Below are 12657 nucleotides of genomic sequence, written 5' to 3'. Positions count from 1 at the left end.
GTCGCGATGCAACAGCTGTGACGCGAATCACTCGGGACGGATGCCGCGGCGAACGCGACGAGGCGCGGAGCGGTGGCCGCTCCGCGCCTCGGCACGCGGTGTTCGTGTTGCCCGGTCGGGCCCCGGGTCAGGGGCCGGAGACCTTCAGGTTGTCCAGGATGTCCTTGGTGGCGTCGCGACCGTCGGTCTCCTTGACGCGGATCCACAGGCCGAACTTGCCGGCCTTGTCCTTGAGACCGACCTCGGTGACCGACGGCGTTCCGGTCTTGCAGGCGGTGAAGCGGGTGATCGTCCCGGTGAGTGCGCCGTCCGGCGTGGTGTAGTTCTCCGGCGCGGCCTTCGTGCACTGCGAGTGGAGGGCGGCGCTCGGCGGCGGGAGCTGCCCGTCGCGCAGGTCGGTGGTCAGGCCGACGAACACGCCGGGGCCCTTGCCGTTGCCGAGGAACGCGGCCTTGTCCGGCGTCGCGCGCAGCACCGGCCGCGGCTGCCCGTCGGTGAGGCCCACGGTGGAGGGCGTCCAGGTCTGCTCCTGCTGCTTCGGCCACGCCTTCGGCACCGCGGTCTTGATCTTGCCCGAGCCGTCGGCGACCGCGGCGAAGTCCTTCGGGACCTGCGGCGTCCCGTCCTTGCCGTCTTTGCCGTCCTTGCCGTCGTCGCCGGAGAACATCATGCCGAGCGCCAGCCCGCCCACCACCGCGACCAGCAGCACGACCGCCGTGATGATCAGGGGGGTGACGAACTTCTTCGGCGCGCCGCCGCCCCGGGGCCCGCCCTGCCCGCCGCCCTGGACCGGCCCCGGCGGAGGAGGCTGGAATCCGGTCGGCGGGGGGCCGTAGGACTGCTGGCCGCCCGGACCCATCTGCTGCATCGGGGCGCCCTGCGGAGGGCCGCCCTGCGGAGGGCCGCCCTGCGGAGGGCCGCCCTGCGGGGCGCCGCTCTGCGGTTGCTGGGTCGGGAAGGCGGTCGTCTTGTCGTCCAGCGGCTGCGACTGGGCCTGCGGCGGGGGCTGGTAGGCGATCGTCCGGTCGGTGTCGTTGTCCGGGGCGGTGGGGCCCTCCGCCTGCGCGAACCGGGTGGAGCGCCCGCCGGGGCGGTCCACGACCGTCACCGCCACCTCGTCGGACGGTGAACCGGGCGGGACCTGAATCTCGGGCGTGTGGAGGTCGTCCTCGCCGGGCTGGTCGAACCGCGTCTGCGGTTCGGGCGGGGCGCCCTGGGCCGCCGCGGCGGGGGCCTGGGCGGGGCCGGGCTGCTGGGTGGGACGGGGCAGCTGCGGCGCCTGGACGCCCTCGCGGTAGAAGTCCTGGACGGTCGCGTCCGCGTCGATCTTCGGCTCGGCCTGCGGCGGGCCTGCCTGCGGCGGCGCGCCCTGCGCGGGTGCGGACTGCGCCGGTGCGGCCTGTGGCGGTGCGGCCTGTGGCGGTGCGGAGTGCGCGGACGTCGGCCGCAGCGTGGACAGCGCCTCCGCGAACGCCTCGGCGGTCGGCCAGCGCTTCTCCCGCTCGACCTCCAGCGCCCGCAGGACCACCTGGTCGAACGCGGGGGTCAGGCCCTCGCGCAGCTCGCTCGGCGCCTTCTTGACCGGCGCCGGGCCCGGGGCCCGGCCGGCGAGCATGTGGTACGTCAGCGCGCCGAGCCCGTACACGTCCGCGCGGACGTCCAGCCCGCCGCCGAAACGCGCCTGCTCGGGCGACATGTAGCCGGGCGTGCCGACCGGGAGGGTGAACGCCCCGGACGCGTGCGCGAGCGCCTTGGCGAGGCCGAGATCGGCGATGAGCAGCTTCTCGCCGCCGCCGTCCGGCGTCGACTGGAAGAGCACGTTGGACGGCTTGAGGTCGCGGTGGATGACGCCCAGCGTGTTGATCACCTCGACGCCGTAGGCGATCTGCTCGGCGAGCGCCACCGCCTCACTGACCGGAAGTGGCCGGTCACGCATGCGGTCGCCGAGGGTCCCGCGGTCGGCGTACGACATCACGAAGTAGGGACGCCCGTCCGGGAGCTCGCCGATGTCGTGGACGCGGACGAGGCGCTCGGAGTCGGCGCGGCGCAGGATCCGGGCTTCCTCCAGGAACCTGTTGCGCACGTCCAGATCGTCGATCAGGCTGCCGTTCAGGACCTTTATGGCGACCTGGGAGTCGAGGGCGTCGTCGTGCCCCAGCCACACAGAGGCGAACGCCCCCGAACCCAGGACGCGATCGATCCGGTAACGGCCTACTGATGGTGGGAAAGACACTCCCGTATCATCCCAACAACGGGGTGAGCGCGCGAACGAGCATTGAGGCGGCATGGCATTCGACGAGAGGACCGAGGAGTTGGCGGTCAAGGCCGCACAGGGTGACCAGGGCGCCCTCAACGAGCTCCTCCGCAAGATCGAGCCGGACGTGCTGCGGCACAGCTCCCGGTTCCTGCCCTGCCGGCAGGACGCCGAAGAGGCGTGCCAGGACGCGTTGCTCCAGGTCGCGCGGAACATCCACCGGTTCGAGGGCCGGTCGCGGTTCAGCACCTGGCTGCACGTCGTCGTCGCGAACTCCGCCCGCTCCACCTACCGGTCGCTGAAGCGGCGCTCGGTCGAGCAGGCGGGCGAGCTTCCGCAGCAGCGTCCCGACCCGCGCCGGACGAGCGTCATCGCCGGCTCCCGGGTCGACATCCTGGACGCCATGGAGGATCTGGAGGCCCGCAAGCCGGACCTCATCCAGGCCCTCGTGCTGCGGGACGTGTCGCAGCTGGAGTACGCGGAGATCGCCGAGCAGCTCAAGCTCCCGCTCGGCACGGTCAAGTCCCGCATCCACGAGGCGCGTAAGCAGGTGAGGCAGACGCTCGGCGAGTCCTACACCTGACCGCCGGTCAAGGGTGGGTCATCGGGCGGTAACAGTGCGTGCAGAACCCGGGTCCTGAGCTGGGCTTCTGCACCAGCATGCGGTGCATGTCACCAGGACCGGCCCGCCGCCCCGATCGCCCGATCTTCGTCTTCGGCTGTCCCCGCTCGGGGACGACGCTGCTGCGGCTGATGCTCCACTCGCACGCGCGCATCGCGATCCCGTCGGAGACCCGGTTCGTCCTGCCCGCCTATACGGCAAGGTGTGACTACGGTGACCTCCAGGAGAGTAAGAACAGGCGGATGCTCGCGGAGTGGATCGTGGGGGAGCGGTCCACCAAGGTGCGGGCGCTCGGCATGGACGCGGACGGGCTGGTCGAGGAGATCGCCGAGGGCCCGCCGACGCTCGGCTCGGCGGTCGGCATCGTCTTGCGCGCCTACGCCCGGCTGCACGGCAAGCCGCGCTGGGGCGACAAGCGCCCGAGCTACTCCCAGCATGTCGGCGCGCTGTTGCGGATGTTTCCTGACGCCCAGTTCGTGCACCTTGTCCGGGACGGCCGGGACTGCGTCGCGTCGCTGATGGAGATGCCCTGGTTCGACGCCGACATCCACCACGCCGTCTCCGCCTGGCGGGAGACGATCGACCGCGGCCGCCGGCTCGCCGAGCGCCTCGGCCCCGACACCTACTACGAGCTGCAGTACGAGCGGCTCGTCGCCGACCCGACCGACGAGCTGACCCGGCTCTGCGGGTTCCTCGGCGAGGACTTCGACCCCGAGATGATCCACCCGGAGGGCCTGGCGAAGCGGCTCGTCCCGTCCAGCAAGAAATGGCACGGGCGCACGCACGACGCCGTCACCACCAACCGCGTCGGCGCGTGGGCCGAGCGCCTCGACGCCTGGGAGATCAGCCTGGCCGAGGCGGCGTTCGGCGAGCGGCTCGCCGAGTACGGCTACGAGCCGAGCGGCCTGCCGAAGCCGTCCGCGGCGCTGCTCGCCCGCTTCACCCGCACCGCCGCCCACCGCCGCATGGCGCAGAGCAAGGCCGCGCTGCGCGAACGCTGGAGGCAGCACCACGAGCCGAACCCCGTCGAGTGCCTCCTGTCCACCGAGCAGTCCGCCAGCACCGCCCCCTGACCGGACCCGCGGCGTGTTGCCCTGGCGCCCGCAGAGCAGCACGCCGCTTCCTCCGGCGACGTCGGCGTGCCGGGCGTCCCCGCGACCCCAGCGCACGACCGGCCGTCTCTCCCTCCACGGGAGCTCCGACACGGACGTCAGGCGGTTTCTGTGTAGGGGTTTCCAGCTCCTTGGAGGGAGCGTTGCGTTCTGCTCTGCGCCGGGTGGCGGTCAGTCGAGCGCGGCGAGCTGGTCGGCGAACCAGCGTTGCGGCGGGAGCGCGGTCGCGGCGCCGGCGAGGCGGGCGCAGCGTTCGGCCCGCCGGGCCTGCGGCATCAGCAGCGCCTGGCGCAGGGCCTCGGCCGTCTGCGACACGTCGTAGGGGTTGACCATCAGCGCGTCGTCGGACAGCTCCGCGGCCGCGCCCGCCTCGCGTGACAGCACGAGCGCGCAGCCGTGCCGCGACAGGACGGGCCCCTCCTTCGCGACGAGGTTCATGCCGTCCCGGATCGGGTTGACGAGCAGGACGTCGGCCAGGCCGTAGGCGGCGAGGGAGCGCGGGTAGTCGTCGCTCAGCTGGAGGATCAGCGGGTCCCAGTCGGCCGTGCCGAACTCGTCGGAGATCTGCTCGGCCGTGCGCCGGACCGCCTCGGTGTACTCCCGGTACTCGGGCAGGTCGTAGCGGGACGGGTAGGCGAACGCGAGGTGCACGACCCGGCCGCGCCACTCGGGATGGTTGACGAGCAGCTCCCGGTACGCGGCGAGCCCGCGCACGATGTTCTTGGACAGCTCCGTCCGGTCGACCCGCACGATGAGCTTGCGGTCGCCCACCTGCTCGCGCAGCGCGGCGGCGCGTTCGACGACGTCCCGCTCGGCGGCGCGTTCGCGCAGCGCCGTCCCGTCCACGCCGAGGCCGTGCACGCCGACGCGCGTGGTGTGGCCCGGGCAGGAGACCGTGCGGGCCGCGCGGTCGACGCGGGCGCCCGGCAGCAGCTCGCAGCAGTCGAGGAAGGCCGACGCCCACCGCTCCGTGAGGAAGCCGGCGTGGTCGGCGCCGAGGATGCCGAGAAGGATCTGGGCGCCGATGTCGTCCGGGAGCAGCCGGAAGTACTCCGGCGGCGCCCAGGGCGTGTGGGAGAAGTGCACGATCTTCAGGTCGGGACGCCGGTCGCGCAGCATCCGGGGAGCCAGCGACAGGTGGTAGTCCTGGATCGCGGCCTTCGCGCCCGGGGCGGCGTCCCGCGCGAGGGCGTCCGCGAAGGCCGCGTTGTACGCCTCGTAGGACTGCCAGTCGCGCCGGGAGCGGGCGTCGAAGTGCGGGCTGCGCGGGGTGTCGTACAGCAGGTGGTGGACGAACCACAGCGTCGAGTTGGCGACGCCGTTGTAGGCGCGGTCGAACGTGGCCGCCGGGATGTCGAGCATCCGCACCGCGGCGCCGCCGGTCTCGTAGCCGGCGAGGTCGAGGCGCCCGTCGGGGGAGCTGCGCGCCGCCGTGCGGTCGGCGTCGCCGAGGCTCGCGCACACCCAGAGGACGTCCGCGCCGCCGGCGGACGGTTCGCGCCCCGTCCCGGCCGGGCGCGGCGGTCCCGGGTCGCGCGGGGCGCCCGTCACGGAGGCGAGGCCGGAGACGAGTCCGCCGCCCCCGCGCCGCATGGTGAGCCCGCCGTCGTCCGACAGCGAGAACGACACCGGCCCCCGGTTCGAGGCCACCAGCACTTGGCTCATACCGGAAGGGTCTCAGTTGCGGCCGAGGCGCATCAAAGGGACCCGCGAGGTGGACGTCATCGCCCGCGTCATCGCCCGCGCTTCTGCCCGTTCCGCCCGATTAGTCATCCGCCCAGGGGGTAACCGGCGGCAATGAGCAAGTCCGAGACGACGAAAACCGTGCTCGTCGCCGGTGCGGCGAACCTCATCCTCGCGATCACCAAGCTGTTCGCCGGCCTGCTGGCCGGGTCCAGCGCCATGCTCGCGGAGAGCGCGCACTCGGTGGCGGACACCCTCAACCAGGGCTTTCTCTACACCTCGCTCCGGCGCAGCGAGCGGCCCCCCGACCGGCGCCACCCCTTCGGATACGGCAACGAGCGGTACGTGTGGTCGCTGCTCGCCGCGTTCGGCATCTTCGTGGCCGGCGCCGGGTTCTCGATCTTCGAAGGCATCCTGACCATGACCGGTCACGGCGGCGGCGGGACGACGGTGTGGCTCGCCTACGCCGTCCTCGGCCTCGGCGCGGTGCTGGAGGGGACGTCGTGGATCCGCGCCTTCTACCAGGCCAGGAAGGAGACGCGCGAGAGCGACCGCGACCTGGTCGAGCACGTCCGCAAGTCGCCCGACGTGACGTTCAAGACCGCGCTGTTCGAGGACACCGCGGCGATGGCCGGCCTCGCCCTCGCCGCGGGCGGGCTCGCGATGCGCCAGGCCACCGGGTCGGAGTTCTGGGACGGGCTCGCGTCCGCCCTCATCGGTGTGCTCCTGGTCGTGCTCGCCTTCTCGATCGGCCGGGAGAGCATGGGCCTGCTCATCGGCCGGGCGGCCGACCCCGCCGAGCAGCGCGAGATCCGCGCCGGGATCTGCGGCGCGCCCGGAGTGACCGGCGTGGACGAACTGCTCACCATGCGCTTCGGCCCCGAGCAGCTCCTCGTCGCCGCGAAGGTGCACTTCTCCGACGACATCAGCGCCGACGAGGCCGAGGACGTCGCCGGCGAGATCGACCGGCGGCTCCGGGAGCGCGTCCCGACCGTCCGGCACGTGTTCCTCGATCCGACCCAACGCGTGATCAAGACCTCCGCCGGGTAACGTCTCACTCGCTGGACCCACCTGTCTGGCATCCGGTCAGTTCATGTAAAGTCACGCATACGAGCTCAAAGCGCTCGCGCTAGTACAACTGCATACCGCTCATCCAGAGGGGTGCTGGGAGCACAGTGGCCGACGGGCCGGTCTTCCAGCTCAGCCTCCGCACAACTGAATACCGCTCATCCAGAGGGGTGGAGGGACCGGCCCTGCGAAGCCCCGGCAACCACCCGGCTGTGGCGCGTCGCGATCCTGCGAGGCCGGCCGGGAGATGGTGCCAACTCCGGCCTGCGACCAAGGTGGCGCAGGGAAGATGGGGAGAAAGGCCTCGCCCTCATGGCACTCACGCCTGCCACGGACCTCGGACCGGCTACCGCTCTCGTCTGCCGCGAATGCGGCTCGACCCGCGATCTCGGACCCTTCTACGCCTGTGACGAGTGTTTCGGCCCCCTGGAGATCGCCTATGACTTCGACGGCGTCACACGGGAGGCCATCGAGTCCGGGCCGCGCAACATCTGGCGGTACCGCGGGCTGCTGCCCGTCCCGCCGGGCGTCGCCGACACGCCGAACACCGAGCCGGGCCTGACCCGTCTCGTCCGCGCCGACAACCTCGCGGAGAGCCTCGGCCTGCAGAGCCTGTGGGTGAAGGACGACAGCGGCAACCCGACCCACTCGTTCAAGGACCGCGTCGTCGCCGTCGCGCTCGCCGCCGCCCGCGAGCTGGGGTTCAAGGTGCTGGCCTGCCCGTCCACCGGGAACCTCGCCAACGCCGTCGCCGCGGCGGCGGCCCGCGCCGGGATCCGCAGCGCGGTGTTCGTGCCGTCGAACCTGGAGTCCCAGAAGATCATCACGACGGCCGTCTACGGCGGGACGTTCGTGACGGTCGACGGCAACTACGACGACGTCAACCGGCTCGCGTCCGAGATCGCCGGCGAGCAGGAGGACTGGGCGTTCGTCAACGTCAACGTCCGCCCGTACTACGCCGAGGGCTCCAAGACGCTCGGCTACGAGATCGCCGAGCAGCTCGGCTGGCGGCTGCCGGACCAGATCGTCGTGCCGGTCGCGTCCGGCTCCCAGCTCACCAAGATCGACAAGGCGTTCCAGGAGCTGATCAAGCTGGGCCTGGTCGAGGACAAGCCCTACCGCGTCTTCGGCGCCCAGGCCGCCGGGTGCGACCCGGTCGCCGCCGCGTTCAAGGCCGGCCATGACGTCATCCGCCCGGTGAAGCCCGACACGATCGCCAAGTCCCTCGCCATCGGCAACCCCGCCGACGGCCCCTACGTCCTGGACGTCGCCCGCCGCACCGGCGGCGCCGTCGAGGACGTCACCGACGAGCAGGTCGTCGAGGGCATCCGGCTCCTGGCCCGCACCGAGGGCATCTTCGGCGAGACGGCCGGCGGCGTCACCGTCGCGACCCTCCGCAAGCTGGTCGGGGCCGGCGCGCTCGACCCCGGCGCCGAGACCGTGATCATCAACTCCGGGGACGGCCTGAAGACGCTCGACGCCGTCGCCCCGGTCGTCGCGCCGTCGGCGAACATCGCCCCGTCCCTGGAGGCGTTCCGCGCCGCGGGCCTCGCCTGAGAACGAAGGAGCAGCATGAGCAGCGTGTCCGTCCGTATCCCGACGATCCTGCGGACCTACACCGGTGGCGAGTCCGAGGTGAAGGCCGAGGGCGCGACCCTGCGCGCGGTCGTCGCCGACCTTGAGGCCAGCTACTCCGGCATATCCGCCCGCATCCTCGACGACGCGGGCAAGATCCGCCGTTTCGTGAACGTCTACGTCGGCGACGAGGACGTCCGCTTCGCGGAGGGCCTCGACACCCCGACGCCCGAGGGCGCCCAGATCTCCATCATCCCCGCGGTGGCGGGCGGCTGACGCCCGTCTCGTCCCGCACGCCCCGGCACGTCCACCGTGCCGGGGCTTTTCCTTTCACATCTGGCCGATTCCCCCTTCTTTGGAAGGGCATTGCCCTGGTGGATGCCGGATTGGGTGACTGTTCGTTCACGCCCGTCCAAAAGAGTATGGATAAAACTTGGGTCAGCGCCAGTTTCCCGGCTTTGATCTTGATCACCACCTCTCCTCCACTTGGGTTTCTCGGTGGCCGCCTCCTGGAAGATTGATCCCGGAGTGGCGCTCCGTGGGGCGCCGATCGGCATACGAGAGTGAGGAAAGGCATGAAGCGCATTTTGCGCACGATGGCCGTGACCGGCATAACGATGGGAGCGGCCGTCCTCGCGGCTCCCTCGGCCATGGCCGACATCAACTTCTACAAGGTGGAGAAGGCGTACGTGGGCCACAACGGCCCCTCGTACATCACCGAGAAGGGCCCGGGCGACCTGATCTACACCGACATCTCCAAGTCGCCCAAGGCGGCGCCGGTGATCGGGAACAAGTCGGTGAAGACCGGTGACATCACCACCAAGCTCCACGGTGGGAAGCACAACACGGCCGTCACCAGCGTCGAGGGCTCCGAGCAGGAGGCCACCAAGATCGCTCTGGCCAAGGGGGCCGAGCACCAGGCGGCCGAGCAGCAGGCTGCTCCGCAGGCGCAGGCCGCTCCGAAGCAGGAGGCCGCTCCGCAGCAGGAGTCCCTGCAGGCCGCGCCGGAGCAGGGCGCCGAGCAGGCCGCCCCGCAGCAGGGCGAGCAGCAGGCTGCTCCCCAGCAGAACGCCGAGCAGGCTGCCCCGCAGCAGGACGCGCAGCAGGCCGCTCCGCAGCAGGGCGAGCAGCAGGCTGCGCCGGAGCAGGGTGCCGAGCAGGCTGCCCCGCAGCAGGACGCGCAGCAGGCCGCGCCGGAGCAGGGTGCCGAGCAGGCTGCCCCGCAGCAGGACGCGCAGCAGGCCGCGCCGGAGCAGGGTGCCGAGCAGGCTGCCCCGCAGCAGGACGCCCAGCAGGCCGCGCCGGAGCAGCAGGCCGACGCCAACGCTCCGCAGGCCGGGCAGCGGCTGGCCACCACGGGGGACCACCCCAAGCCGGTGAAGATCTTCGCGGTCAAGAAGGCGACCGTCGGCCAGAACGGCCCCGTCGTCAACAGCGAGGAGGGCCCGGGCGACGCGATCTTCACGAACCTCAGCGGGTCGCACCGTTCGAACGTCTACGCCGGCAACAGCGCGACGATCACCGGTCCCATCTCCACCCGCCTCTACGGCGGGAAGCACAACACCGTGATCAACGCGGTCGAGGGCCCCGAGCAGGAGTCCACCAAGAAGTGAACCACGGCTCCTGACAGAGCTCGAAGCACCACGGCCGCTCCGGCCCGGTCACGCATCGACGCCGGAGCGGCCGCCCAATGTCCGGACCCGTTTGCGGCGGCCCTTTGCCCGGGTACGAAAGAACATCCTCACCATTCGCCATACTCCACAGAAGCGGCCCATCGGGCCGTGGTGACCCCAGTGCACCGGGCCGCCGCAAACGACGCCGCATCGAATGAAGCGGCATCAATGTCCGGCTACGAACAAGGCTCCTCGGAAAAGGCGCCACGGACCGCCGCCGATGCAATGGCACCCGACACCCGGACGATGAATGCGCGCCCCCCGCGCGATCCCGGCAGCGAGCGAAACGCCCGTCTCGCGCCGGATGGTTCGCCATGACCTCCGGCGTCCCGGCGGTCGTTCCGCACCCGCCGGCGCCCGCCGGGCGTCGCTCCCACCGCTCAGGGCCGCTGTCACCGGGCCACCGCGTGGCCGTGGACGCGCCTCCGCCGTACGGTGATCCCAAAGGCGAAGCTCAAGCCTGATCGCGAACGCTCCAACGATCGAAGCGGCCCTCACGGGGGCCGCTTCGCTTCTGAACGGACGAGATCGGCCTCGCCGTACGACCGGTACGGGACGGCCGTGCCACCCCGCCCGGCTCGTCGTACCGCTCGCCGAGCGATCCACGACCTCCGCCATGCTTGCCTGGCGCTCCGGAACAACGGAGGTGTCCTCGCGGTGAGCATGGCGGCCCGTGCCGAGCACGCGGCGGCCATCACACGACCACCAGCGGTGCACCGCGGCGACACGCGCCGGACGGACCTCGGACCGTCCGGGCGCAGGTCAGGCCGGGTCCGGCCAGGTTGATCGAACTTGGCCGGGCGAGGATGCACGGCGCTTGCACTCGACGGGGTAGAGTGCTAAACAAACATTGGCACTCTGCTGTGGAGAGTGACAACTTCACACAGTCATGGGTCGGGGCGATGAGGCCTCAGGCCGGCGGCGGAATGGAAGTCGTCGGCGAGGCCGTCCGTCGCGGGCGTCGGCTCGATCCGTCTAAGCCACCTTGTTCCGGGAGGACTGGAGCCTATGGCTGCAAAGATGATCGCGTTCGACGAGGAGGCCCGTCGCGGTCTCGAGCGCGGCATGAACCAGCTCGCCGACGCCGTGAAGGTGACCCTTGGTCCCAAGGGCCGCAACGTCGTGCTGGAGAAGAAGTGGGGCGCTCCCACGATCACCAACGACGGTGTGTCGATCGCCAAGGAGATCGAGCTCGAGGACGCGTGGGAGAAGATCGGCGCGGAGCTCGTCAAGGAAGTAGCCAAGAAGACCGACGACGTCGCGGGTGACGGCACCACCACCGCCACCGTGCTGGCCCAGGCGCTGGTGCGCGAGGGTCTGCGCAACGTGGCCGCCGGCGCGAACCCGATGTCGCTGAAGCGCGGCATCGAGGCCGCGGTCGAGCGGGTGAGCGAGGAGCTGTCCAAGCTCGCCAAGGACGTGGAGACCAAGGAGCAGATCGCCTCCACGGCCTCCATCTCCGCGGGCGACCCGCAGATCGGCGAGATGATCGCCGAGGCGATGGACAAGGTCGGCAAGGAAGGCGTCATCACGGTCGAGGAGAGCCAGACCTTCGGTCTGGAGCTCGAACTGACCGAGGGCATGCGCTTCGACAAGGGCTACATCTCGCACTACTTCGTGACCGACCCCGAGCGGATGGAGGCGGTCCTCGAGGACCCGTACATCCTGATCGTTCAGGGCAAGGCGTCGGCGAACAAGGACCTGCTGCCCGTTCTCGAGGGCGTCATGCAGTCCGGCAAGCCGCTGCTGATCATCGCGGAGGACGTCGAGGGCGAGGCCCTGGCCACCCTGGTCGTCAACAAGATCCGGGGCATCTTCAAGTCCGTGGCCGTGAAGGCGCCGGGCTTCGGCGACCGCCGCAAGGCCATGCTGGGCGACATCGCCACGCTGACCGGCGGCCAGGTCATCAGCGAGGACGTGGGTCTCAAGCTGGAGAACACCACGACCGAGATGCTGGGCCGCGCCCGCAAGGTCGTCATCACCAAGGACGAGACCACCATCGTGGACGGCGCCGGTGACGCCAACGAGATCGCGGGCCGGGTCAACCAGATCCGTACCGAGATCGACAACACCGACTCCGACTACGACCGCGAGAAGCTCCAGGAGCGCCTGGCCAAGCTCGCGGGCGGTGTCGCGGTCATCAAGGCCGGCGCCGCGACGGAGGTCGAGCTCAAGGAGCGCAAGCACCGCATCGAGGACGCCGTCCGCAACGCCAAGGCCGCGGTCGAGGAGGGCATCGTCCCCGGCGGTGGCGTGGCGCTGCTGCAGGCCGGCACCAAGGCGTTCGACAAGCTGGAGCTTGCGGGCGACGAGGCCACCGGTGCGAACATCGTCAAGCGCGCTCTCGAGGAGCCGCTGAAGCAGATCGCCGTCAACGCCGGCCTTGAGGGCGGCGTCGTGGTGGAGCGGGTCCGCAACCTCACCCCGGGTGAGGGCCTGAACGCCGCCACCGGCGAGTACGTCAACATGTTCGAGTCGGGGATCCTCGACCCGGCCAAGGTGACCCGGTCCGCGCTGCAGAACGCCTCGTCGATCGCCGCGCTGTTCCTGACCACCGAGGCCGTCATCGCCGAGAAGCCGGAGAAGAACCCGGCCCCGGCGGGCGGCATGCCCGACGCCGGCGGCATGGACTTCTGAGCGAGTCCGCGGTTCGCACTTCCGGGTGCGTGT

Annotated in this window: 9 protein-coding genes and 1 riboswitch; of the genes, 7 read left to right on the top strand and 2 right to left on the bottom strand. The window is 71.1% G+C overall.

What is annotated here, in order from left to right:
* Positions 1-127: 127 nt before the first annotated feature.
* Positions 128-2287: a serine/threonine-protein kinase gene (locus ACQEU6_RS23155; protein ID WP_499334877.1), complete on the bottom strand. Its 2160-nt coding sequence runs from the start codon at positions 2285-2287 to the stop codon at positions 128-130.
* On the opposite strand from ACQEU6_RS23155, the gene ACQEU6_RS23150 reads away from it, so the two are divergent.
* Together ACQEU6_RS23150 and ACQEU6_RS23145 are read left to right on the top strand one after the other, a co-directional pair.
* Positions 2286-2837, top strand: coding sequence for an RNA polymerase sigma factor (locus tag ACQEU6_RS23150; protein ID WP_089313869.1), 552 nt, complete (start codon positions 2286-2288; stop codon positions 2835-2837). The two genes, ACQEU6_RS23155 and ACQEU6_RS23150, sit on opposite strands and share 2 nt — an antisense overlap.
* Before the next feature lie 86 nt (positions 2838-2923).
* Positions 2924-3949 (top strand): sulfotransferase family protein, encoded by a 1026-nt coding sequence (locus ACQEU6_RS23145; protein WP_499334875.1) that lies wholly within the window; start codon positions 2924-2926, stop codon positions 3947-3949.
* A gap of 210 nt (positions 3950-4159) precedes the next feature.
* Here ACQEU6_RS23145 and ACQEU6_RS23140 read toward each other — a convergent pair whose 3' ends face one another.
* Entirely contained in the window at positions 4160-5653 is a 1494-nt protein-coding gene (locus ACQEU6_RS23140; protein WP_499334873.1) for an alpha,alpha-trehalose-phosphate synthase (UDP-forming), read from the bottom strand.
* Between the two features lie 132 nt (positions 5654-5785).
* On the opposite strand from ACQEU6_RS23140, the gene ACQEU6_RS23135 reads away from it, so the two are divergent.
* The 5 genes from ACQEU6_RS23135 (at position 5786) to groL (ending at position 12624) form a co-directional block, all read left to right on the top strand.
* On the top strand, positions 5786-6721 hold the full coding sequence (locus ACQEU6_RS23135) for a cation diffusion facilitator family transporter (protein ID WP_499334870.1): 936 nt from the start codon (positions 5786-5788) through the stop codon (positions 6719-6721).
* A gap of 173 nt (positions 6722-6894) precedes the next feature.
* Positions 6895-7035: riboswitch (SAM riboswitch) on the top strand.
* A 16-nt stretch (positions 7036-7051) separates the two neighbouring features.
* A complete protein-coding gene (gene thrC / locus ACQEU6_RS23130) occupies positions 7052-8296 on the top strand; it encodes a threonine synthase (protein WP_499334868.1) in 1245 nt (414 codons plus the stop codon).
* Between the two features lie 15 nt (positions 8297-8311).
* Entirely contained in the window at positions 8312-8590 is a 279-nt protein-coding gene (locus ACQEU6_RS23125) for a MoaD/ThiS family protein (protein WP_149262935.1), read from the top strand.
* Positions 8591-8889: 299 nt separating this feature from the next.
* The gene (locus tag ACQEU6_RS23120) at positions 8890-9927 is read left to right on the top strand and encodes a hypothetical protein (RefSeq protein ID WP_499334864.1); all 1038 of its coding nucleotides are present in this window, start codon (positions 8890-8892) and stop codon (positions 9925-9927) included.
* A gap of 1068 nt (positions 9928-10995) precedes the next feature.
* Positions 10996-12624 carry a chaperonin GroEL gene (groL, locus tag ACQEU6_RS23115; RefSeq protein ID WP_173397473.1) on the top strand — a complete coding sequence of 543 codons (1629 nt, stop codon included), beginning with the start codon at positions 10996-10998 and terminating at the stop codon, positions 12622-12624.
* Positions 12625-12657: the final 33 nt, after the last annotated feature.

It is taken from the genome of Spirillospora sp. CA-108201 (assembly GCF_050936235.1).
Taxonomy (GTDB): domain Bacteria; phylum Actinomycetota; class Actinomycetes; order Streptosporangiales; family Streptosporangiaceae; genus Spirillospora.
This window is presented reverse-complemented; position numbering and strand designations above follow the sequence as displayed.

Excerpts from the sequence above, each read along its gene's own strand:
- ACQEU6_RS23150 (WP_089313869.1), top strand. The coding sequence starts at position 2,286 with ATGGCATTCGACGAGAGGACCGAGGAGTTGGCGGTCAAGGCCGCACAG.
- ACQEU6_RS23155 (WP_499334877.1), bottom strand. The coding sequence starts at position 2,287 with ATGCCGCCTCAATGCTCGTTCGCGCGCTCACCCCGTTGTTGGGATGAT.
- ACQEU6_RS23145 (WP_499334875.1), top strand. The coding sequence starts at position 2,924 with ATGTCACCAGGACCGGCCCGCCGCCCCGATCGCCCGATCTTCGTCTTC.
- ACQEU6_RS23140 (WP_499334873.1), bottom strand. The coding sequence starts at position 5,653 with ATGAGCCAAGTGCTGGTGGCCTCGAACCGGGGGCCGGTGTCGTTCTCG.
- ACQEU6_RS23135 (WP_499334870.1), top strand. The coding sequence starts at position 5,786 with ATGAGCAAGTCCGAGACGACGAAAACCGTGCTCGTCGCCGGTGCGGCG.
- thrC (WP_499334868.1), top strand. The coding sequence starts at position 7,052 with ATGGCACTCACGCCTGCCACGGACCTCGGACCGGCTACCGCTCTCGTC.
- ACQEU6_RS23125 (WP_149262935.1), top strand. The coding sequence starts at position 8,312 with ATGAGCAGCGTGTCCGTCCGTATCCCGACGATCCTGCGGACCTACACC.
- ACQEU6_RS23120 (WP_499334864.1), top strand. The coding sequence starts at position 8,890 with ATGAAGCGCATTTTGCGCACGATGGCCGTGACCGGCATAACGATGGGA.
- groL (WP_173397473.1), top strand. The coding sequence starts at position 10,996 with ATGGCTGCAAAGATGATCGCGTTCGACGAGGAGGCCCGTCGCGGTCTC.